A 22,260-nucleotide genomic window follows, 5' to 3' on the forward strand; every position below is an offset into this window, starting at 1 on the left:
AGGGTGGGGAGTTCACCTCGTGCCGCAGCTCGCGTTCGCCAACAGTTTCTGGGAGAGCTACGACTCCCTGGAGAAGCCCGTCAAGGCCGGCGTGCGCAAGGCGATGCAGAAGTTCCAGCTGCTCTCCGTGCCCGAGCTGCACGCGGACAAGGGGCTCCACCTGGAGTCCGTGCAGAACGCGCAGGACACCCGCATGCGGACCATCCGCGTCAACGACTTCTGGCGCGGGGTCGTCCTGGCCCCGGACGACGGCAGTGACGTGTTCCTGCTCGTCAACGTCGTACGGCACGACGACGCGTACACCTGGGCGGCCAAGAGGCTGTACACGACGAACTCCGCGACGCGCGCGCTCGAGGTCCGCAACGTGGTCGCGCTCGAACAGCTGACCCCGGCGCTGGAGAAGGCGGCCGCCGCCGCCGACTCCCTGCTCTTCGCGAAGTACTCGGACGGCGTGCTGCGCGAACTGGGCATCGACGACCAGGTGCTGCGCGCGGTGCGGACCATCGTCGACAAGGCGCAGCTCAAGGCGTTCGAGACGCTGCTGCCCGAGGACCAGTGCGAGGTGCTCCAGTACCTCGCCGAAGGGTTCGGTCCCGACGAGGTGTACCGGGACGTGGTCGCCGTCCGCCGTCCGGTCGACGCGGGCCCCGACCCCGACGAGAGCCTCGCCGTCGCCATCGCCAACACCAGGAGTCGCATCACCCTGGTCAGCGGCCCCGAAGAGCTGGCGGACATCCTGGAGAAGCCGTTCGCGGCCTGGCGGGTGTTCCTGCACCCCTCGCAGCGCCGGGTCGCCTACCGGATGTCGTACGGCGGCCCGGTCCAGATCACCGGCGGTCCCGGCACGGGCAAGACGGTCGCGGCGCTGCACCGCGTCAAGCACCTCCTCTCCCGCTCGCCCGGCACCCGCATCCTGCTGACCACCTACACGAACGCCCTGGCGGGCTCACTGCGCGAGAACCTGTCGCTGCTGCTGGACGGGGACGAGGCGCTGCTCGGCCGCGTCGACGTGACCACGGTCGACGCCTACGCGCACGGCGTCGTGACCCGGCTCGACGGCAGGTCCCCCTCCCCCGTGAACGACCGGGAGGAGCGGCAGCTGTGGCAGCGGGCCGTCAGGCAGCTGGGTCTGCCGTGGACGGAGCAGTTCCTGGCCCAGGAGTACCGGCACGTCGTCCTTGCCCAGGACCTGCGCACCGCCGACGCCTACCGCGCGGCCCTGCGGCGCGGTCGCGGCAGCGCGCTGCCGTCGGCGCGACGCGATCACCTGTGGTCGGGCGTCGAGCTGTTCGAGTCGATGCTGCGGGTCCAGAGGGCCACCACGCATCTCAAGGTGTGCGCGCGTGCGGCCGACCTCCTGGCCGGTTCGGGGCCCACGCACGACCACGTCGTGGTCGACGAGGCGCAGGACCTGCATCCCGCGCAGTGGCGTGTCCTGCGCGGCGCGGTGGCGCCCGGCGGCGACGACCTGTTCATCACGGGCGACCCGCACCAGCGCATCTACGACTCGAAGGTGTCGCTCGGTTCCCTGGGCATCTCGGTGGCCGGCCGGACGCACCGGCTGCGGATCAACTACCGCTCGACGGAGGAGATCCTGATCTGGTCGACGGGCATCCTCAGCCCGGTCTCGGTCGACGACCTGGGCGGCGAGGGCAGTGACACCCTGGCCGGCTACCGCTCCCTGCTGCACGGGCGCAGGCCGCACGTGGACGGGTACGGCTCCGAGCAGGCGGAGGTCGCCGCGCTCGTCGAGCGCGTCGAGGGCTGGATCGCCCAGGGCATCCGGCCGTCGGAGATCGGGGTGTGCGCGCGGTTCAACGTGCTGCTCGACAAGGCGTACGACAAGCTGGCCGCGGCCAGGGTCCCAGTGGTCCGGGTCAGGGACAACCCGGGGCCCGACCAGGACGGGGTGCGGCTGGCCACCATGCACGCCATGAAGGGGCTGGAGTTCCGCTGTGTCGCCGTCCTGGGCGTGACGGCGAGCGCGGTGCCGTTCGCCCGCGAGGTGACCCCGGCCTCCGTGGACGCGCTGCAGCGCGAGTCGGATCTGCTGCGGGAGCGGTGCCTGCTGTTCGTCGCGTGCACGCGCGCCCGGGAGGCGCTGGCGGTGACCTGGAGCGGGTCGGCCAGCTCGTTCGTGCCCCGGTCGCGTCAGCTCACGGGCCAGGCGGTCTGACGGTTCCCGTCACCTTTCCGGGGTGAGCGCGCCGTTGCCGAGGCCGTCCCTCGCCAGGGCCGCCGCGTCCCGGCTCAGCTCCATCACTCTCCGCGCCCGCTCCTCGAACTCCTGGAGCGCGCGGAAGGCCGCCCCGTACCGCCGCTGCTCGGTGATGTCCATCTGCGGGATGCGGGCGCCCTTGCCGTCGAGGCGGAACGTTCCGCTGGCGCTCGTGGAGCGCCGGGTGTTCGCCGTGCTGCGCAGGAAGCCCTGCAGGTAGTCGGTGTCCAACTGGTCGCTGATCGACACCGGTTCCGGATCGCCGTACTCGACCAGCCCCGCGCGCGCGAGGTCCGCGACGCTCACGGTGGGTCCGTCCGAAGAGCCGGGGCCGTCCCCCTCGATCAGTGCCGGCAGTAACTCCGCGAGCAGCCGCACCTGTTCGGTCAGCTCTTCTCGCAACGTCCGGTACTCCGCCGCGTAGTCGCGCCGGAGATCGTCGACGTGGCGGCCGGGCGTGAGGTCGACGACGTCGTCGAGCAGATCGATGAGGGGCACGTCCGCCACCTGTTCGGGGCCCGGTTCCAGTGAGCCGTCCGGATCGACCGCCGTCAGATCGACCATGCGGACAGCGGTGACGGCGTCCTCCGGGGTCCGCGGGCGGCGCAGGTGCCAGAGGTGGACCGGAAGAGCGTGCGAGGCCGCCGTACCGGACGGCAGGGCGGTCACCTGGATGAGGACGCCCCGTCGTACGAGCTCCGCGCGGATACGACGGCCCGCCTTGCGGTAGGCGACCGAGGCCGGCAGGACCATGAGGACCCGGCCGCCGGGCGCGGTGTGCGCGTAGGCGTGCTGCAGCCAGGCGAGTTCGCCCTCGGCACGCGAGGGGGTGCCGAACTCCCAGCGTGGGTCGAGCAGCAGGTCCTCGCGGCCCCAGTCGGGTTCACCGACCGGGGGGTCGCAGACGACCAGGTCGGCCTTGAGGTCCGTCCACCGGTCGCCGCGCAGGGAGTCCCCCGGGACGATGCCGACGTCGACGCGCCCGGTGAGGTCGGCCCTCAGCTGCGCGAACTGGGCCCGTCGCGCCTCGGACTCCTGTCCGCAGCGCCTGGGGCCTTGCTCCGGGCCCACGGCGAGCAGGAGGGAACCGATGCCGCAGGCCGGGTCGAACAGGGTCGCGTCCGGCGCGACCTCACCGGCGAAGTGGCTTATGGCACGGACGACGCGCGGCGAGGTGATCTGGTCCGATCCGGCACGGCGCACGGAGTCGATGAAGCGCTCCGCGAGGGCGCTCACCGCCTCCGCCACGCCACCGCTGTCGGCCAGGCCGCGCGCGAGCCGGACGACGTCCGGGTGAAGCCGTTCGGAAGCTTCTCCCCCGGCGAGCAGGCGGGCGACATCCACGAGGCCGCCGACCAGGTCGTCGCCGTAGACCCCGCGCAGCGCCTGCCACAGCTGCACCTCCACCGAGACGTCCTGCCCCTTGCGCTGCCGGTCCAGCCAGGCCTGCACCTCGGCCAGGTCGAACAGCGGACTGTTGACACCCCCGCCGGACGGTGCGGGGAAGTCCTCGTAACGTCGCCGCCAGTTCGAGACGGCGGCGCGCGTGACGCCCGCGAGCCTGGCGATCTCCGAACCGGTGACCAACGGGCCGGCCTTGGGGGCAGGGGTTTCCGTCATACCGGCAACCGTACACGGGCGGGTCCCGCCGTCCAATGCATGCTTTTGTTGACGCCGTTAACAATAGGCCCCAAGGTGCGACGTGTATCCGAACGATCCGGAAGCCGGACTTCTCCTCGGCATTCGCGCAGCGCCGCCGGAACGGCCGGGGCCGGGGCCGGGTTGACCCTCGACCTGGTCGAGGGAGCACAGTCCCGGGTGTGGAGAGCGAGATGCGCAGTATCGGGGAGATGGCCCGCGACAGTGGGCTCGGGGTCAGTGCCCTGCGGTTCTACGACCGGGCCGGGGTGCTGGTGCCGGCCTGGGTGGATCCGGTCAGCGGCTACCGCTGGTACGGGTCCGGACAGCTCGGCGAGGCCCGGTTGCTGGCGCGGCTGCGGCGGGCCGGGATGCCGCTGGCCGACGTGCGGCTGGTGCTGGCCGGCTGGTCCGGCGCGGACACCGGCCTCGTCAGCAAACTCCTCGACGCGCATCTGCGCCGGCTCGCCCAGGGGCTGTCCGACGCCCGCGGCGAGTTCTCCGCACTCCGAGCAGTCCTCGATCACCGGGAGAACCCCATGACCTCAGTTCGTACCGCCACCGCCCGACTGTCCGTCGCGGCACCCGAGTTGGCCGCCGCGCTGGACGCCGTCCGCTTCGCGGTGAGTACCGACCCGGAGCTGCCGATGCTGGGCGGTGTCCTGTTCGACATCGAGGCAGGGCGGCTCCAGGTCGTGGCGACCGACCGGTACCGCCTGGCCGTCGCCCGGGCCGACGGCACCGGCCACGAGGGGAGCCGTGTGCAGGCCGTCGTGCCCGCCCCGCTCGCGGACGCGATGCGGGCACTGCTCGACGACGGGCCGGTACGGCTCTCGGACGACGACGGCCGGGTGACGCTCTCGGTCGACGGCGGCCGGGTGACGCTGGAGGCGGGGGACCGGCAGGCGGCCGGTCAGTGCCTCGACCACGACTTCCCCGAGTACCGCCGGCTCCTCCCCCCGGCCGGCGGGCGCACGGCCCTCGTGGACGTGGCCGCCTTCCGTACGGCGCTGGAGACCGGCCCCGTCCGTTCCGCCGAGGAGACCGGCGCGGACCTCAGCCTGCTCCGGGTGGAGGACGACGGCACCGTGACCGTCTGCGCGGACGGTGACGAGCGCCCGGACCGGGTCGCCGTCAACCGTGCGTTCCTGCTGGAGGCGCTCACCGCCGGGGCCCGGGAGCGGCTGGTGCTGCAGGTCGACGCTCCCACGGCGCCGATCACGATCCGCCGGCCCGACGACGAGGGCTCACTGTCGGTCCTGATGCCGGTCCGGCTGGAGGACTGAGCCAGAGGACTGAGCCGGAGGACTGAGCCGGAGGACTCGGCCTCCCGGCCCCGACGGGCCGGGCACGGCGTCGGTGTGGCGGGACCGACCGGCGTCGGCCACGCCCCGGTCGACCGCGCCGGGCGTCCCGTACCGGCGGGCACCCGCGTACCGGCGGGCACCTCCTCGTACCGGTGGGCCCGCCTCACGCCGTCGTCGCCACCGCCGTCCCCGCCGTCGCCGTCCCCGGCTTCTCGAACTGGGTGCGGTACAGCTGGGCGTACCGGCCGTCCGCCGCCAGCAGGGCCTCGTGCGTGCCGCGTTCCACGATCCGGCCGGACTCCACGACCAGGATCAGGTCGGCGGAGCGCACGGTGGACAGGCGGTGGGCGATGACGACGGCGGTACGGCCCTGGAGGGCTTCGGTGAGCGCCTCCTGGACGGCCGCCTCGGAGGTGTTGTCGAGGTGGGCGGTGGCCTCGTCGAGGATGACGACCCGCTGGCGGGCCAGCAGCAGGCGGGCGATGGTCATGCGCTGGCGTTCGCCGCCGGAGAGGCGGTAGCCGCGCTCGCCGACGACCGTGTCCAGGCCGTCGGGCAGGGAGCGGACCAGGTCGTCGAGGCGGGCGCGGCGCAGGGCGTCCCACAGGTCGTCCTCGGGGGCCTCGGGCCGGGCGAGGAGGAGGTTGGCGCGGACGGTGTCGTGGAAGAGGTGGCCGTCCTGGGTGACCATGCCGAGCGTCGCCCGCAGGGAACGGGCGCTCAGGTCGCGGACGTCGGTCCCGCCGATGCGGACGGCGCCCTCGTCGACGTCGTACAGGCGCGGGAGCAGTTGCGCGATCGTCGACTTCCCGGCGCCGGAGGAGCCGACGAGGGCGACGGTCTGGCCGGGTTCGGCGCGGAAGGAGACGCCGTGCAGGACCTCGGCGCCGTCGCGGGTGTCGAGGGCGGCGACCTCCTCCAGGGAGGCGAGGGAGACCTTGTCGGCGGAGGGATAGCCGAAGCGGACGTCGTCGAACTCGACGGCGACCGGGCCCTCGGGCACCTCGCGGGCCTCGGGCTTCTCCTCGATGAGCGGCTTCAGGTCGAGCACCTCGAAGACGCGCTCGAAGCTGACCAGCGCGCTCATCACCTCGACGCGTGCCCCGGCGAGCGCGGTGAGGGGGGCGTACAGGCGGGTCAGCAGCAGGGCGAGGGCGACGACGGCGCCGGGGTCGAGGGTGCCGTCCAGCGCGAGCCGGCCGCCGAGGCCGTAGACGAGGGCGAGGGCCAGGGCCGACACCAGGGTGAGGGCGGTGATGAACACCGACTGGGCGGTGGCCGTGCGGACGCCGATGTCACGGACCCGGGCGGCGCGCTCGGCGAACTCGGCGGACTCCTGCTCGGGACGGCCGAAGAGTTTCACGAGGGTGGCGCCGGGCGCGGAGAAGCGTTCCGTCATGCGGGTGCCCATCACCGCGTTCAGCGCGGCCGCCTCGCGCTGCATCTCGGCCATCCGGCGGCCCATGCGCCGGGCCGGCACCACGAACACCGGCAGCAGGACCAGCGCGAGCAGGGTGACCTGCCAGGACAGGGTGAGCATGACGACGAGGGTGAGGACCAGGGTGACCAGGTTGCTGACCACTCCGGACAGCGTGTTGCTGAAGGCCCGCTGGGCGCCGATGACGTCGTTGTTGAGGCGGGAGACGAGCGCGCCGGTGCGGGTGCGGGTGAAGAAGGCCACCGGCATCCGCTGCACGTGGTCGAAGACCGTGGTGCGCAGATCGAGGATGAGCCCCTCCCCCAGGGCCGCCGAGAGCCTGCGGCCCAGGATGCCGAACGCCGCCTCCAGCACGGCGATCAGCGCGATGAGCAGCGCCAGCCGGACGACGGTCGCGGCCTCGCCGTGCGACACGATCGTGTTCACGACGCGGCCCGCGAGGACGGGCGTGGCCACGGCGAACAGCGCGGTCACCACCCCGATGAGGACGAAGGCGGCGATACGGCGGCGGTGCGGGCGGGCGAAGGCGCCGATGCGGCGCAGCGTGACGCGGTTGAAGGGGCGGCGTTCGTGCCGGGCGTGCATGACGCTGTACAGCTGCGTCCAGGCGGTGGTCTCCATGCTCATGGGGGGACCGTAGGACCTCGACCGGAGTTGAGGTCAACCCGGCGGCAGGGAAACGCCGGGCGGGGAAACACCGTCCGGGAAGACGCCGTCCGGGAAGACACCGTGCGGGGAGACCGTCACCCGGACCGGACCGGCGTCGGGGTCGACGCGGTGGGTCCAGTCGGCGGGCAGGCGCAGGGTGCGGTTCGGCAGTGCGGTGCGCAGCCGTTCGCGGTGCAGGACCCGGCCGTTCTGGGTGACGTGCAGGACCGGCCGGGTGAGTTCCGTCGCCGTGCGCAGGACGTACGGGAGCCGGTCGGCCGGGGTGACGCGGTTCGGGGCGATCCAGCGCAGGGGCGGGGCCACGGTCAGGGGGACGGCGGACGGGTGTCCGGTGCCGGCAGGGCGGCGTCCGGTGCGGGTGTCGGCACCGGCACCGGCACCGGCACCGGCACCGGTGAGGGTGAGGTGGTCCAGGACGGCGCCCGCCGCGTGGGCGCCGTCGCGGGCCGCGGTCGCCGCGCTCTCCACGGGATGCAGCAGGCTGCCGGCGGCGAAGACGCCCGGCCGCGAGGTGCGCAGGGCGCCGTCGACGGCGGGGCCGCGGGTGCCGGGGTCGAGCGACAGGCCCGCACGGCGGGCCAGTTCGTGGTCGGGGACGAAGTCGCCGGTGAACACGACGGTGTCGCAGGGCAGTACGGCCGTCCGGCCGTCGTGGTGCCGGACGCGCACGCCCGACAGGCGGCCGTGGCCCAGCAGTTCGGCGACGGTGGTGTGGGTGAGGAGGGGGACGCCGTGGCGCAGGCGGGAGTCGGCGGCACGGGCCGCGGCGGTCTGCGGGCGGGCGTGCTCGGTGAGCATCGCCACCACGGTGGCGCCCGCGGCCCGTACGGTGTCGGCCGCCGCGTAGGAGACGTCCTCGGCGCCGACGACCACGGCCCGTGTCCCGATGCGCTGCCCGTGGAGGTGGACGGCGCGCTGGAGTTCACCCGTGGTGTGGACGCCTGCCGGGCGGGTGCCGGGCACCAGGCGGGCGGCGCGCGGGCGTTCGTGGGCGCCGGTGGCGAGGACGACCGCGCGTGCGGTGAGCGTCTCGGGGCCGTCGGGACTCACGGTGTGCAGGGACAGCGGGCCGGCCCAGTCGAGGGCGGTGACGCCGGGGCGGACGGTGGCGCCGGCCCGCCCGGCGGCGGTGACCAGCAGGCGGGCGTACGCCGGGCCGCTCAGGGGGTGCAGGAGGGTGCCGTAGCCGCCGTGCGCGCAGTGGCGGGGTGTGCCGCCGGGCCGTCGTTCGCGGTCCAGGACCTCGACGCGGCCGGCTCCCGCCGCGGCGAGGCGGGCGGCGGCCGCGAGTCCGGCGGGGCCCGCGCCGACGATCAGGACGTCCACGTCGCGTGCGGCCGTCACGCCGGCCTCGCCTCCCCCGGCCGGGGCGGCACCGCAGGCGCCTGCGCAGGCAGGGACCGGGCAGAAGCACCGCCGTAGGTACCGCGGCCGGGGCTGCGGGAGGCGCCGGACCGGTCATGGCCCGCGCCGGACCGGCCGTACCCCGCACCAGACCGGCCGTACCCCACGCCAAGCCGGCCGTACCCCGCACCAGACCGGCCGTACCCCGCGCCAAGCCGGCCGTACCCCGCACCAGACCGGCCGTACCCCACGCCAAGCCGGCCGTAGCCCGCACCAGACCGGCCGTACCCCACGCCAAGCCGGCCGTACCCCGCACCAGACCGGCCGTACCCCACGCCAAGCCGGCCGTACCCCGCGCCGGGCCCCACGACGTGGAACCCGCGTGCGGCCGTCATGCCGGCCTCGTCTTCACCGGCGGGGCCGCCAGGGCCGTCGCCTGCGCCAGGAGGGCGCGGACCTCGGGGCCGCAGTGCGTGCCCTGGCAGCGGCCCGCGCGGGCGCGGGTGCGGCGGCGCAGGCCCTCGAGGGTGCGGGGCGGGATCGGACCGGCGAGGGCGTCGCGGATGTCGCCGCGGGAGACGTGCTCGCAGTGGCAGACGAGGGTGCCGTACTCAGGGTCGGCGGCGATGCGGGCGGCTGCCGGGCGCGGGTCGCGCATGCGCACCGGCTCCAGGGGCCGGGCGGGGCCGAGGTCGAGGCCGGTCTCGTCGGCCAGCAGGGCGGTGACGTGGGCGGCGATGGCGAGGGACGCGGTGAGGCCGGTGGAGCGGATGCCGCCGACGGTGACGTGTCCGGCGTCGGGGTGGGCGGTGATGCGGTAGTCCTCGTGCTCGGTGGCGGCGCGCAGGCCGGCGTAGACGGCGGTGACCTCCTCGTCGAGGAGGGCGGGCAGGATGCGGGCGCCCTGGGCGCGCAGGGCGGCGAGGCCCTCGGCGGTGGATCCGGTGGCCCGCTTGTCGTCGAGGTCCTCGGCGGTGGGGCCGAGCAGGACGTTGCCGTACACGGTGGGGGCGACGAGGACGCCTTTGCCGAGGGCGGTGGGGACGGGCAGCAGGATGTGGCGGACGAGACCGCGGGCGAGGGTGTCGAAGACGATGAGCTGGCCGCGGCGCGGGGTGACGGTGAAGTCGTCGTGGCCGAGGAGGGTGTCCAGGGTGTCGGCGTGCAGCCCGGCCGCGTTGACGAGGCGGCGGGCGCGCAGGGTGCCCCGGGCGGTGCCGAGTGCGTGGACGCCGCCCTGTCGGCTCACGTGCGTCACCGGTGAGTTGAGGTGGAGGTCCACTCCGTGCCGGACCGCCTGGGTGGCGTACGCCAGCGGGGTCGTCCACGGGCAGACGACGCTCTCGCCGGGCACGTGCAGGGCGCCGAGCGCGCCGGGTCCCAAGTGGGGTTCGCGTGCGTGGAGTTCGGCCGGTCCGAGGAGGCGGGCGTCGCGGTACTCGTTGCGTTCGGCCTTCTCGGCGAGGCGCGGCAGGGCGGCGAGCTGTTCGTCGTCCCAGGCCACCAGGAGCGCGCCGACCGGGTCGACGGGGATGCCGGACTCGGCGGCGTACGCGGTGAGCAGGCGCGCGCCCTCGCGGACGAGCCGTGCCTCCAGGGAGCCGGGCACCGCGTCGAACCCGGTGTGCAGGATCGCGGTGTTGGCCTTGGAGGTGCCCTGCCCGATGTCGTCCTGGGCCTCGACGAGCGCGACCTTCAGGCGGGGCCGGCGGGCCAGTTCGCGGGCGACGGCGCAGCCGACGACCCCGGCGCCGACGATCACGACGTCGTACGGGTCCGTGGGCAGCGGTCCTTCGACGGTCACCGTCACGCCGGGGCACCGTCCGGCAGAGCGTCCGCGTCCGCCGCCGTGCCGGAGGCACCGCCCCGCGGACCTTCGGCAGCCGCCGTCACCCCGGAGGCACCGCCCCACGGACCGTCCGCGTCCGCCGCCGTGCCGGAGGCACCGCCCCAGGGACCTTCGGCAGCCGCCGTCACCTCAGGGGCACCGCCCCGCGGACCGTCCGCGGCCCACATCACCCCGGAGGCACCGCCCCGCGGACCCTCGGCGGCCGCCGTCACCCCGGAGGCACCGCCCCACGGACCGTCCGCGTCCGCCGCCGTGCCGGAGGCACCGCCCCACGGACCTTCGGCAGCCGCCGTCACCTCAGGGGCACCGCCCCGCGGACCGTCCGCGGCCCATATCACCCCGGAGGCACCGCCCCGCGGACCCTCGGCGGCCGACATCACCACCAGACCACCACCCCGCAGGCCTTCCGTAGTCATCGTCACGCCGGGGCACCGTCCAGCAGGGCCGTCACCGCAGCGCGGAAGCGGCCCAGGCGGTCCGCCGCCTCGTCGGCCGTGACACGGGGCTCGTACACCGCCGACGGCTCGGTCTCGGGGAGCGCTTCGGCGAGGGTCGTGCCGTCGGTGGCTCCGAGGCGGGCCAGGGCGCCCACGCCGAGGGCGGTCGCGTCGGGCAGGGCGGACACCTCGACCGGGCGTTGCAGCAGGTCGGCCTGGGTCTGCATGAGCAGCGCGGAACGGGTCAGGCCGCCGTCGACGCGCAGCAGGGTCAGGGGGGTGCCGAGGTCGGCCGCCGCGGCCTCGGCCAGCTCGACGACCTGGGCGGCCAGGCCCTCGCACAGGGCGCGCACCAGGTGTCCGGAGGTGGTGTCCAGGCCGAGTCCGGTCAGGGAGCCGCGCAGGTCGCCGCGCCACCAGGGGGCGGCGAGTCCGGCGAGCGCCGGGACGAAGGTGACGCCGCCGCTGTCGGGTACGGCCGCGCCGACGGTGTCGAGGTCGGCGGCGCCCGCGATGACGCCGAGGTCGGTGAGCCAGCGCACGGCGGAGGCGGCGGTGTACACCTGGCCGTCGAGGCAGTAGTCGGCGCGTCCGGCGAGCCGCCAGGCGACGCAGCTGACCAGGCCCGAGGTGCCTCGTCGGGGGGTGCCGCCGGTCGGGGTGAGGAGGAACGCCCCCGTGCCGTAGGTGCACTTGGCGGTGCCGGGTGCGGTGACGCGCTGGGCGAGGAGGGCGGCCTGCTGGTCGACGGCGAGGCCGGTGAGCGGGATGTCGTACCCGAACTCGCTGGTGGTCCCTACAGCTTGGGCGTTGTCGACGATCTCCGGTAGCCGCTCCCCGTCCAGCCCGTGGAGGCCGAGGGCGCGGGGGGACCAGGTGACCCGGTCGAGGTCGAGGAGCTGGGTGCGGCCGGCGGTCGCCGCGTCGGTGACGAAGGCGCCGGTGAGGCGGTGCGTGAGCCAGGCGTCGCTGGTGGTGACGACTCCCCCGGTGGTCAGGTGGCGGCGGATCCAGGCCATCTTGGGGGCGGCGAAGTACGGGTCGACGGGCAGACCGGTCAGCCGCCGTAACTCTTCTGCGTGCGGGGCGAGTTCAGCACACAGTGCGGCCGCGCGGCGGTCCTGCCAGACGAGGGCGTCGGTGAGCGGGCGGCCCGTCGCCGGGTCCCAGGCGAGGACGGTCTCGCCCTGGTTGGCGAGGCCGAGCGCGATGACGGGCTCACCGGCCTCGGCCAGCGCGCGCCGGCCGGCGTCCAGCACCGAGGCGTACAGCTCGGCCGGGTCCACCTCGACGAGGCCGCCGGGCAGGTGGCGGGGGCGTACGGCCGCGAAGCCGGTTCCCAGGACGCCGCGTTCGGGGCAGACGACCAGGGCCTTGGTGCCGGACGTGCCCTGGTCGACGGCGAGTACCGGACCCGTCATCACGCCCCTTTCCAGGTGATCGGCGGCCTTGGCCCCGTCGGTGATCGGCGGCCTCAGCCTGCCGCCGGGCGGCCCGCCCCGTCAAGAGGCGCCGGCCGTCCCCACCTGCATCGATCCGGCCACTCCAACGCCGCCTGATCACCGCTCAGTTGCAGTATCACCAAGCCTGGTCGGATCGATCCGGAAACGGGTGTGAGGGGTGCGGGCCGGGCCCTATAGTGACCGCCGTCCCAGGCGATCTCCTCATCTGCCGCCCCGAGGAGGGCTGTTGTTACTCCACCCTGCCGTCCCGCCCCATCCCCGACCGGGGGCGAGCGGCTGATGGCCAGAGACGGAGCACGCCCCGCCTACGATCCCGCGGGCCACGACGGCGAACTGCGGGCGGCCCTGCAGGAGGTGCGCGCCGGCCGCTGGCTGTCGATGCGGACCCTGCTGGAGCGCACGACGCGGTGGTGGCAGTGGACCCAGCGCACCCAGGTGCTCGCCGCGGGGGCGGCCGGGACCGATGTGGTCCGGGCCTGGCTGGCCGAGGAGCCGGACAGCGTGCCGGCCGCCGTGATGGCGGCGCGGGTCGCCGTCGAGCGGGCGCTGCGCGCGCACCGCGAGCGGCACCGCCGTACGCACGAACTGTGGATCGAGGCCTGGGACGTGAGCCAGAGCGCCGCCCGTGCCGCGCCGGCCGACCCGGTGCCGTGGGTGTGCCTGCTGGCCCTGGCCCAGCTGGACCGTGAGCAGTCGTGGGAGGAGCACCGGGCGCCGCCGCCGGACCCGACCCTGCCGCCCGGCCCGTGGGGGCTGCTGGAGGCGGCCGTCGAGCGCGACCCGCACAACCGGGAGGCCCACCACCGCATGCTCCAGTTCCTCTACGCGCGTGCGGCGTCCGGGCGGCTGGCGGAGGCGGCCGGATTCGCCCAACTGGCCGCCCGGAGCGCCCCGCCGGGCTCGGCGCTGCACGTCCTGCCGCTGTACGTCCGGGTCGAGCGCTACCGGCGCGGCGGCGGGCGGGAGGCCGCCCTCGACCTGCACTGGGTGGCCGACGACGCCGCCCGTGAGGCGCTGCACGCGCACACCGCGTGGTTCGGGCACAGCAACGCCGCCGAGCGCTCCCCGCTCGACCTGAACCATCTCGCCCACGCGCTGTGGGGTGCGCACCGATTCGCCGACGCGGCACGGGTGTTCGACGCGATCGGCCCCTACTGCACACCCCTGCCCTGGGCGTACCGCACCGAGGTGCCCGGCGATCACGGCCGGGCCGCGCAGGTGTTCCTCCAGGCCCGCACCCGCAGTCACCGGGCCGCGCCGCCCGTGTCCGACTGACGGACCGTCATCACGCACCCGCTCGCCCCCCCTTACGTCCCCGTCCGACCACCCTTCGGAGGATTTGGCATGTCCGGCACTACCGAACCACCGCTCGCCACGCCCGTCCCGCGGCCCGACGAGGAGCAGCGGTTGCGCGAACTGGGCTACCGGCCCGTGCTGGCCCGCCGCATGGGCGGCTTCGGCAACTTCGCTATCAGCTTCTCCGTCATCTCGGTCCTCTCCGGCTGCATGACCCTGTACGGCTTCGGCATGGGCGCGGGCGGTCCCGCGGTGATGCTGTGGGGCTGGGCCGGGGTGGGGCTGTTCGTGCTCTGCGTGGGGCTCGCGCTGGCCGAGGTCACCAGCGCGTATCCCACGTCCGGCGCCCTGTACTACATGGCGGACCGGCTCGGCGGGCGCCGCTGGGGCTGGTACACGGGCTGGCTGAACCTGCTCGGGCTGCTCGGCGCGATCGCCGGCATCGACTACGGCGCCGCCCTGTTCGCGGGGGCGTTCGCCAACCTCCAGTGGGGCTTCGAGCCGACGCCGGAGAAGACGATGCTGATCTTCATGGCGATCCTGCTGCTGCACGCCGTGCTGAACCTGTTCGGGGTCCGCCTGGTCAGCGTCCTGAACTCGGTCTCCGTGTGGTGGCACCTGGCAGGGGTGGCGCTCATCGTGGGCGCGCTGGCCGTCGTCCCCGACCACCACCGCTCCCCCTCCTTCGTCTTCGGTGAGTTCGTCAACGACACCGGCTGGGAGAACCCGGTGTACGTGGCGGCGATCGGCCTGCTCCTCGCCCAGTACACGTTCTCCGGCTACGACGCCTCGGCGCACCTGTCGGAGGAGACCGCCAACGCGTCGGTGTCCGCGGCGCGCGGCATCGTCCGCTCGATCTGGGTGTCCTGGGCGGCGGGTTTCGCCCTCCTGGCGGGCCTCACCTTCGCCATCCAGGACTACGACGCCACGCGCGCCACCGCGACCGGCGTGCCGCCCGCGCAGATCCTCCTGGACGGGCTCGGCACGGACGGGGCGAGCGCGCTGCTGCTCGTGGTGATCGTCGCCCAGCTGTTCTGCGGCAACGCCGAGGTCGCCGCGGCCAGCCGGATGGTGTTCGCGTTCAGCCGGGACGGCGCCCTGCCGGGCTCGCACCTGTGGCGCAAGGTCAGCGCCCGCACCCAGACCCCGGTCGCCGCGGTGTGGCTGTCGGTCGGCGTCGCCTGCGTCCTGGCCCTGCCGTCGCTGTACTCCGCGACCGCCTACGGGGCGGTCACCGCGATCAACGTCATCGGCATCACGCCCGCGTACGCCATTCCCGTCCTGCTGCGTCTGCGCGCCGGGGACCGTTTCCGGCCGGGTCCCTGGAACCTGGGCCGCTGGAGCAGGCCGATCGGCTGGATCGCCGTGGTGTGGGTGGCCTGCGTGACCGTGCTGTTCTGCCTGCCGCAGTCCTCGCCGGTGACGGCGGACACCATGAACTACGCGTCCCTCGCCCTCGTCGTCGTCCTGGCCCTCGCCACGGTGTGGTGGTTCGTGGCCCGCCGTTCCTACGGCACGCCCACGACGGCGGCGTACGGCTCGGACAAGGAGCAGGCGGAGCTGGCCGAAGGCATCGTCTGAGCCGGTCGTCCGAGCCCGTCGTCCGAGCCGGTCACCGGGTACGAACCGCCGTCGCGCATACGGCAGGATGAGCGGTCGCGTCCGTGCACGGGACGGGCGCGACCGCACTTCGCACTTCCCGGAACCGAGCAGGTGACCCAAGTGACGACACATCACATCCGGCCGTCGGCAACCCCCTTCGCCGCGAACCGTCCCTCCGGAGGCGACCGGTGAACCGCGCGCTGACCCTCGACGACGCCGTCCTCGCCGGAATAGCCCTGGCCGCGGGCCTGTTGGTGGCGTTCGCGTCGCGGACGCTGCTGCGCTGGCTGGCCAAGCACGCCAAGCGCACCAAGTGGAGCGGCGACGACGTCGTCGTGGACGCGCTGCGCACGGTCGTGCCGTGGGCGGCGCTGGTGGGCGGCGGGGCGGCCGCGGCGGCCGTACTGCCGCTGACCAAGTCCGTCCAGCACACCGTCAACCAGAGTCTGACCGTCCTGCTGATCTTCGCGGTGACGGTGTCGGCGGCCCGGGTGGTCGCCGGGCTGGTGCAGAGCGTCACCCACGCCCGCTCCGGTGTGGCCGGATCCGCCACCATCTTCGTGAACATCACGCGGGTGCTGGTCCTGGCGCTCGGCTTCCTGGTCGCGCTCCAGAGCCTCGGCATCTCGATAGCGCCGATGCTGACCGCCCTCGGCGTCGGCGGCCTGGCCGTCGCGCTGGCCCTCCAGGACACCCTCGCGAACCTCTTCGCGGGCATCCACATCCTCGCCTCCAAGACCGTGCAGCGCGGCGACTACATCCGGCTCAGCAGCGGCGAGGAGGGCTACGTCGAGGACATCAACTGGCGGCAGACGACCGTGCGCGCCCTCTCCAACAACCTGGTGGTCATCCCCAACGGGCAGCTCGCCAAGTCGAACATGACCAACTTCATGCGCCCCGAGCAGCAGCTGACCATCCTGGTGCAGGCGGGGGTCGCCTACGACAGCGACCTGGAGCACGTCGAGCGGGTCACCTGCGAGGTGGTCACCGAGGTGATGACCGAGATCACCGGCGCGGTGCCCGACCACGAGCCGCTGGTGCGCTTCCACACCTTCGGCGACTCCCGGATCGGTTTCACGGTGATCCTCGGCGTCGGCGAGTTCAGCGACCAGTTCCGGATCAAGCACGAGTTCATCAAGCGCCTGCACCGCCGCTACCGCGCCGAGGGCATCCGCATCCCGGCGCCCACCCGTACCGTGGCGCTCCAGCAGGGCACGGTGGTCATCCCGCAGCAGCGCACGGGCGACGACCTGGTGCCGCCCGCGGCCCTGCACGACTGATCCCGCCGTCCGGGCCGTCCGGGCCGGACACCCCGGCGGGCCCGGACACCCCGAACGCCCCGGACGGCTCCGGGCCCCGGTGGCCGGACGGCTCCGGGGCGCGGTGGCCGGAGGGCTCCAGGGCGCGGCGGCCGGACGGCTCCAAGGTGCGGCGGCCGGACGGCTCCGGGGTGCGGCGGCCGGACGGCTCCAAGGTGCGGCGGCCGGACGGCTCCGGGGTGCGGCGGCCGGTCCGGAAAGGGCCGGCCGCCGTGGGGTCCTGTCGAGTCCGGGTCGGTCACGAGATATCTTGATGTCGAGCAATGTTGCAGACGTGGAGCGGAGCACCGGTGACTGACTCGACCATCATCTATACGCACACTGACGAGGCCCCGGCCCTGGCGACGTATTCCTTCCTGCCGGTGGTCCAGGCGTACGCCTCGCAGGCCGGTGTCTCCGTGGAGACGCGGGACATCTCGCTGGCCGGACGCATCATCGCCGTGTTCCCGGAGTACCTGACCGAGGACCAGCGGATCCCGGACGCCCTGCACGAACTGGGCGAGCTGGCGAAGACGCCCGAGGCGAACATCATCAAGCTGCCGAACATCTCGGCGTCGATCCCGCAGCTCAAGGCCGCGATCGCAGAGCTCCAGGCGCAGGGCTACGCGCTGCCGGCCTACCCGGACGACCCGCAGACCGACGAGGAGCGGGACGTCCAGGCCCGCTACGACAAGGTCAAGGGCTCGGCCGTGAACCCGGTCCTGCGCGAGGGCAACTCCGACCGCCGCGCCCCCGCGTCGGTCAAGAACTACGCCAAGACCCACCCGCACCGCATGGGCGCCTGGTCGGCGGATTCCAAGACCAACGTGGCGACCATGGGCGAGAACGACTTCCGCTCCACCGAGAAGTCCGCCGTGATCTCCGAGGCCGGCGCGCTGCGCGTCGAGCTGGTCGGCGAGGACGGCACCACCACCGTCCTGCGCGAGTCCGTCCCCGTCCTGGAGGGCGAGGTCGTCGACGCCTCCGTCCTGCACGTGGCCGCGCTGCGCGAGTTCCTGACCGCGCAGATCGCCCGCGCCAAGGCCGACGACGTGCTGTTCTCGGTGCACCTCAAGGCCACGATGATGAAGGTCTCCGACCCGATCATCTTCGGCCACGTGGTGCGCGCCTTCTTCCCGAAGACCTTCGAGCGGTACGGCGCGGCCCTGGCCGCCGCCGGCCTGACCCCGAACGACGGTCTCGGCGGCATCCTCAAGGGCCTGGAGGCCCTGTCCGAGGGCGACGCGATCAAGGCCTCCTTCGAGGCCGAGCTGGCCGAGGGCCCGGCCCTGGCGATGGTCGACTCCGACAAGGGCATCACCAACCTGCACGTGCCGTCCGACGTCATCGTCGACGCCTCGATGCCGGCCATGATCCGCACCTCCGGCCACATGTGGGGCCCGGACGGCGAGGAGGCCGACACCCTCGCGGTGCTGCCGGACTCCTCCTACTCGGGTGTCTACCAGGCCGTCCTCGACGACTGCCGCGCCCACGGCGCCTTCGACCCGTCGACCATGGGCTCGGTCCCCAACGTCGGCCTCATGGCGCAGAAGGCCGAGGAGTACGGCTCCCACGACAAGACCTTCGAGGTCAAGGCCGCCGGCACGGTCCGCCTGGTCGACCAGGCCGGCAACGTGGTCCTGGAGCAGCCGGTCGCCGCGGGCGACATCTTCCGCGCCTGCCAGACCAAGGACGCCCCGATCCGCGACTGGGTCAAGCTGGCCGTCACCCGTGCCCGCGCCACCGGCGCCCCGGCCGTGTTCTGGCTGGACGAGACCCGCGCCCACGACGCGCAGCTCATCGCCAAGGTCCAGGCCTACCTGGCGGAGCACGACACCGAGGGCCTGGACATCCGGATCCTCGCCCCGGTCGAGGCCACCAAGCTGTCGGTGGAGCGCATCCGCCGAGGCGAGGACACCATCTCGGTCACGGGCAACGTCCTGCGCGACTACCTCACCGACCTGTTCCCGATCCTGGAGCTGGGCACCAGCGCCAAGATGCTGTCGGTGGTCCCGCTGATGGCGGGCGGCGGCCTGTTCGAGACGGGCGCCGGCGGCAGCGCGCCGAAGCACGTCCAGCAGCTGGTCAAGGAGAACTACCTGCGCTGGGACTCCCTCGGCGAGTTCTTCGCGCTGGTCCCGTCGCTGGAGCAGTACGCCGACTTCACCGGCAACTCCCGCGCGAAGGTCCTCGCCGACGCCCTCGACCGCGCCACGGCGACCTTCCTCAACGAGGACAAGTCCCCGACCCGTCGCGTCGGCGGCATCGACAACCGCGGCAGCCACTTCTACCTGTCCCTGTACTGGGCGCAGGAGCTGGCGCGGCAGACCGAGGACGCCGACCTCGCGAAGGCCTTCGCCCCGCTCGCCGAGACCCTCGCGGCGAACGAGCAGAAGATCGTCGAGGAGCTGAACGCCGTCCAGGGCGAGCCTGCCGACATCGGCGGCTACTACCAGCCCGACCCGGCGAAGGCGGCGGCGGTCATGCGTCCGTCGGCCACCTGGAACGAGCTGCTCGCCTCCCTGAGCTGACGCCCGCCCGCCGGACCTCCGCCCCGACCGGCACACCGCCGGCCGGGGCGGAGGCACGTCCGGGCGCGGTCACGGGTAGGGGCGGGCGCAGGTGTCGGGGCGGAGGCGCACGCCGGGCGGTCCGGCGGGTCCGGGGCTGCCCCGGCTCGCCGCGGCACCGGCGGAACTGGTCGACGCGGTCCCCGGCTGACGGGCGCGGGCCCGGCGGGGACGCGGGGCCCGGCGCGGACACGGGGCGCGGGGCCCGGCGCGGGGCGCGGGGCGCGGGGCGCGGGGCGCGGCGCGGGGCGCGGGGCGCGGGGCGCGGGGCGCGGGGCGGGGGGCGCGGGGCGGGGCGCGGGGCGGGGCGCGGGGCGCGGGGCGGGGGGCGGGGCGCGGAGCCCGGCGCGGGCGGGTCGCCTCCGCTCCGTGGCGGGCCGGTCCCCGCCCCGCCCGCCGGGACGGCCGCAGTCACGTGGCGGACGGTGTCAGGCGCGCATCCACTCGGTGACCACCACCTCGCCGCCGGTGCGCAGGCGCAGGGCGAACGGGCCGGCGGGCCGGGCCTCGCTGGTGAAGCGGCCCATGTCGTCGGCGGTCAGGGCCGCTCCGGCGCGGGGGCCGTCGAGGACCTCGACGGAGGCGGACTGCGGGGGCAGCAGCTGGCCCATGATGCCCCGGGAGGTCACCTCGATGTCGACGGTGAGTCCGCCGGTGTGGAAGGTGAGCATCCGCGGGACGTCCACCGCTCCCCTGACCGGGATGGCGTCGACCAGCGAGTCGAAGGTCAGCTCGGCGATCTGCGCGTCGATGTCGTGCAGCGCGTAGGCCTCGACGGCGAGCCGGCGCAGCTCGGCCGGTACCGGGTCGAGGATCGCGGCGGCCTCGCGGAGTTCCGCCTCCAGGCCCGCGTGGTCGAACCGCGCGTCGTGGCGGGTGTCGTCGAAGGCGTCGTCGAAGGCGTTGTCGTCCATGTCGTCGTCCATGTGGCTCACAAGGCTCCCCGTGCGTCGAGTCGGGCCCGCAGGCGGCGCAGGCATCGCTGGCGCATCGGTCCGATGCTGCCCACGGCGATGCCCAGGGCGGCCGAGACCTCCTGGTAGCTGGGCGGCGGCGAGGAGATCAGCACCCGCAGCAACTGCCGGCAGCGCTCGCCGAGCGCCTCGAACTCCTGCCAGAGGTGGCGGACGCGCTCACTCTGCGCGGCCGCCTCCTCCGAGTCCAGCACCGCCTGCTCCGGCGTGCGGTCCTCGCTGATCCGGTCGAGCAGCTGGGGATCGTCCGTCGGGGTGAGCCGGCGCAGACTCTTGATCACTTTCAGGCACTCGTTGCGCGTGGTGCTCGCCAGCCAGGAACCCGCCTTGTCGGGTTCGCGGATCCGCCCGAGGTGCTGGGCGAACCGGAACCACACGGTCTGGTACACCTCGTGCCCGTCGGCGTCGGAGAGCCGGTGCGCGCGCACGACGGACCACACCAGCGGGCTCAGCCCTTCCACGATCGCCTTCCAGGCCGCCGTGTCACCGTCGACGGCGGACTGGACGAGCGCGCCGACTTCACTACGGTCCACGGTCCCACCCCTCGTGTACGGCACGTCATCGTACGCCGTGACGGGGCCGGGCCCGGACCTCATGACGCCCTCACGCCGGCACGGCCGGCTGCCCGACGGGCACCGGTGTCCAGGTGGCCGGCAGCAGCGCCGGCACGTGGGCTCCGCGCACCTCGGCCGATTCGGCGTGCGCGGCGAGCAGTTCGCGGGCGGCGGCGCGCGGGTCGGTCAGACCGTCGGCCGTCATGTGCGCGGCGACGAGGCCGGCGACGACGGGCGTCGCGAAGGAGGTGCCGCTCCAGGAGGCCAGTCCTTCGAACATGACCTGGTCGGGCTTGCCCGCGCCGGCCGCCGGATCCTCGCTCAACACCCCGGTGTGGCGCGGCGACTGGCAGGTGCAGGCGTAGGCGAAGCCGTAGCGGCAGGCGTCGTAGGTGGAGTGCTGGTACACGTACGGGACGGGGCTGCCGAATCCGGTGAGGGCGCTGGTGAGGCGCTCGCCGGGGGCGTAGACCCGTACCCAGGGGCCGTGGTTGCTGAAGCAGGCGCCGAACTCCCCGTCGCCGCGCAGCGCGCCGACCGACAGCACCGCGTCCGCGTACTCGGGCAGGGCGGCGTAGGCGGCGGGCCAGAAGGGCGTGGCACTGGCGTTGTTGCCGGCGGCGGCCACCAACAGGGTTCGCTGTGCGCGGAGTTCCTCCATGAAGGCGGCCACGCCGAGCAGGCCGTCGACGCGGCCGTTGGAGGTGCCGGCGGAGAGGCTGAGGATGTCGGGCCAGCCGCCCTGCTCGACGGCCTCGAACAGCTTGTCGCCGAAGTCGTACTCGAGGATCGCGCCGGCGTCGTTGAGGGTGTTGCGCACGGTGATGTCGGTGTTGGGGGCGACGGCCGCGACGAGCCCGGCGATGAACGTGCCGTGGCCGACGTACTGCTGGAGGACGCCGTCGTCGTCGGTCTCCCGGAGCTGCGCGTCGCCCTCGGTGTGGGCGAGGAGGGAGTAGGAGCGGTGGTCGTGCATCAGGCCGGTGTCGACGACGAGCACGCCGACGGCGCCGTCCGGGTCGTGGGCGGTCCGGGCCGCGGCCGGGTTGGGCGGCGCGTCGTGGCCGACGGGCACCGGCTCGTCGCCGGGGCAGGCGTTGACCGCGATGGACACCACGTGGTTGCGGCTGACCAGCCGGCGGCCCACGCGGTCCTCGGTGCCCCGCAGGGCGCGCAGGGCGCCCGCGACGGCACGGTCGGTGCCGGGCACGCCCTGGCCGGGGTCGGCGACCTGGATGCGGGTGATGCCGGAGCGGTTGGCCTGCGGTCCGGCCCGGCGCACGTGGTCGGGGGTGAGGTCGGGGACCGCGGTGAAGTGGGTGCGGACGGCGTCCTCGACGACCTGGGCCTCCTCGCCGTCGCGCGCGAGGACGACGCCCTTCTCGTAGATGAACTCGGCGGAGTCGTCCGGGCCCATCGCCAACGGCACTCCCGGCAGCGCGCGTTGGATCTGACCGAACTGCTCGTGGAATCTCCGTGGTGCCATGACCCGTCCTCCCCTGAACCCGATGGTCGTCTATCAGACCCGCGGAACCCCTGTCTGATACAGGTGGTGCGACGACAGCGGGGAGGGGCGCGGTTGCGGCCGCACGCCCTCGGCGTA

Annotated in this window: 14 protein-coding genes; 6 read left to right on the plus strand and 8 right to left on the minus strand. The window is 74.1% G+C overall.

Features of this window, described 5'->3' with window-relative positions:
• The first annotated feature begins 19 nt into the window (after window positions 1-19).
• Window positions 20-2,176, plus strand: coding sequence for a UvrD-helicase domain-containing protein (locus tag ACGFQC_RS14670; protein ID WP_363092189.1), 2,157 nt, complete (start codon window positions 20-22; stop codon window positions 2,174-2,176).
• A 9-nt stretch (window positions 2,177-2,185) separates the two neighbouring features.
• Here the strand turns inward: ACGFQC_RS14670 and ACGFQC_RS14675 are convergent, their stop codons facing one another.
• On the minus strand, window positions 2,186-3,838 hold the full coding sequence (locus tag ACGFQC_RS14675) for an N-6 DNA methylase (RefSeq protein ID WP_363092188.1): 1,653 nt from the start codon (window positions 3,836-3,838) through the stop codon (window positions 2,186-2,188).
• A 212-nt stretch (window positions 3,839-4,050) separates the two neighbouring features.
• Here ACGFQC_RS14675 and ACGFQC_RS14680 point away from each other — a divergent pair, with 212 nt between their 5' ends.
• Window positions 4,051-5,142 (plus strand): MerR family transcriptional regulator, encoded by a 1,092-nt coding sequence (locus ACGFQC_RS14680; protein WP_363092187.1) that lies wholly within the window; start codon window positions 4,051-4,053, stop codon window positions 5,140-5,142.
• A 184-nt stretch (window positions 5,143-5,326) separates the two neighbouring features.
• Here ACGFQC_RS14680 and ACGFQC_RS14685 read toward each other — a convergent pair whose 3' ends face one another.
• The 4 genes from ACGFQC_RS14685 to ACGFQC_RS14700 form a co-directional block, all read right to left on the minus strand.
• Window positions 5,327-7,222 (minus strand): ABC transporter ATP-binding protein, encoded by a 1,896-nt coding sequence (locus ACGFQC_RS14685; protein ID WP_363092212.1) that lies wholly within the window; start codon window positions 7,220-7,222, stop codon window positions 5,327-5,329.
• 39 nt (window positions 7,223-7,261) lie between these two features.
• Window positions 7,262-8,614 carry an FAD-dependent oxidoreductase gene (locus tag ACGFQC_RS14690; protein ID WP_363092186.1) on the minus strand — a complete coding sequence of 451 codons (1,353 nt, stop codon included), beginning with the start codon at window positions 8,612-8,614 and terminating at the stop codon, window positions 7,262-7,264.
• 391 nt (window positions 8,615-9,005) lie between these two features.
• The gene (locus tag ACGFQC_RS14695) at window positions 9,006-10,424 is read right to left on the minus strand and encodes an FAD-dependent oxidoreductase (RefSeq protein WP_363092185.1); all 1,419 of its coding nucleotides are present in this window, start codon (window positions 10,422-10,424) and stop codon (window positions 9,006-9,008) included.
• Between the two features lie 457 nt (window positions 10,425-10,881).
• Window positions 10,882-12,321 (minus strand): FGGY family carbohydrate kinase, encoded by a 1,440-nt coding sequence (locus ACGFQC_RS14700; protein ID WP_363092184.1) that lies wholly within the window; start codon window positions 12,319-12,321, stop codon window positions 10,882-10,884.
• A gap of 321 nt (window positions 12,322-12,642) precedes the next feature.
• On the opposite strand from ACGFQC_RS14700, the gene ACGFQC_RS14705 reads away from it, so the two are divergent.
• The 4 genes from ACGFQC_RS14705 to ACGFQC_RS14720 all read left to right on the plus strand — a co-directional run bounded on the left by ACGFQC_RS14705 (window position 12,643) and on the right by ACGFQC_RS14720 (window position 19,090).
• A complete protein-coding gene (locus ACGFQC_RS14705; RefSeq protein WP_363092183.1) occupies window positions 12,643-13,638 on the plus strand; it encodes a hypothetical protein in 996 nt (331 codons plus the stop codon).
• Between the two features lie 69 nt (window positions 13,639-13,707).
• Window positions 13,708-15,240, plus strand: a complete 1,533-nt coding sequence (locus ACGFQC_RS14710) for an amino acid permease (protein ID WP_363092182.1) — start codon at window positions 13,708-13,710, stop codon at window positions 15,238-15,240.
• A gap of 209 nt (window positions 15,241-15,449) precedes the next feature.
• On the plus strand, window positions 15,450-16,541 hold the full coding sequence (locus tag ACGFQC_RS14715; RefSeq protein WP_363092181.1) for a mechanosensitive ion channel family protein: 1,092 nt from the start codon (window positions 15,450-15,452) through the stop codon (window positions 16,539-16,541).
• A gap of 329 nt (window positions 16,542-16,870) precedes the next feature.
• Window positions 16,871-19,090 carry an NADP-dependent isocitrate dehydrogenase gene (locus ACGFQC_RS14720; RefSeq protein WP_363092180.1) on the plus strand — a complete coding sequence of 740 codons (2,220 nt, stop codon included), beginning with the start codon at window positions 16,871-16,873 and terminating at the stop codon, window positions 19,088-19,090.
• Between the two features lie 467 nt (window positions 19,091-19,557).
• Here the strand turns inward: ACGFQC_RS14720 and ACGFQC_RS14725 are convergent, their stop codons facing one another.
• From ACGFQC_RS14725 to ACGFQC_RS14735, 3 genes are read right to left on the minus strand one after another with little or no spacing between them, the layout of a single operon-like run.
• Window positions 19,558-20,055: a hypothetical protein gene (locus ACGFQC_RS14725; RefSeq protein WP_363092179.1), complete on the minus strand. Its 498-nt coding sequence runs from the start codon at window positions 20,053-20,055 to the stop codon at window positions 19,558-19,560.
• Between the two features lie 5 nt (window positions 20,056-20,060).
• On the minus strand, window positions 20,061-20,699 hold the full coding sequence (locus ACGFQC_RS14730; protein ID WP_363092178.1) for a sigma-70 family RNA polymerase sigma factor: 639 nt from the start codon (window positions 20,697-20,699) through the stop codon (window positions 20,061-20,063).
• 7 nt (window positions 20,700-20,706) lie between these two features.
• Complete coding sequence (locus ACGFQC_RS14735; protein WP_363092177.1) at window positions 20,707-22,143, minus strand: S8/S53 family peptidase; 1,437 nt, start codon at window positions 22,141-22,143, stop codon at window positions 20,707-20,709.
• Window positions 22,144-22,260: the final 117 nt, after the last annotated feature.

The organism is Streptomyces sp. NPDC048734, assembly GCF_043198675.1.
Lineage (GTDB): Bacteria > Actinomycetota > Actinomycetes > Streptomycetales > Streptomycetaceae > Streptomyces.

Excerpts from the sequence above, each read along its gene's own strand:
- ACGFQC_RS14735 (WP_363092177.1), bottom strand. The coding sequence starts at position 22,143 with ATGGCACCACGGAGATTCCACGAGCAGTTCGGTCAGATCCAACGCGCG.
- ACGFQC_RS14680 (WP_363092187.1), top strand. The coding sequence starts at position 4,051 with ATGCGCAGTATCGGGGAGATGGCCCGCGACAGTGGGCTCGGGGTCAGT.
- ACGFQC_RS14685 (WP_363092212.1), bottom strand. The coding sequence starts at position 7,222 with ATGGAGACCACCGCCTGGACGCAGCTGTACAGCGTCATGCACGCCCGG.
- ACGFQC_RS14725 (WP_363092179.1), bottom strand. The coding sequence starts at position 20,055 with ATGGACGACGACATGGACGACAACGCCTTCGACGACGCCTTCGACGAC.
- ACGFQC_RS14700 (WP_363092184.1), bottom strand. The coding sequence starts at position 12,321 with ATGACGGGTCCGGTACTCGCCGTCGACCAGGGCACGTCCGGCACCAAG.
- ACGFQC_RS14710 (WP_363092182.1), top strand. The coding sequence starts at position 13,708 with ATGTCCGGCACTACCGAACCACCGCTCGCCACGCCCGTCCCGCGGCCC.
- ACGFQC_RS14705 (WP_363092183.1), top strand. The coding sequence starts at position 12,643 with ATGGCCAGAGACGGAGCACGCCCCGCCTACGATCCCGCGGGCCACGAC.
- ACGFQC_RS14730 (WP_363092178.1), bottom strand. The coding sequence starts at position 20,699 with ATGAGGTCCGGGCCCGGCCCCGTCACGGCGTACGATGACGTGCCGTAC.
- ACGFQC_RS14675 (WP_363092188.1), bottom strand. The coding sequence starts at position 3,838 with ATGACGGAAACCCCTGCCCCCAAGGCCGGCCCGTTGGTCACCGGTTCG.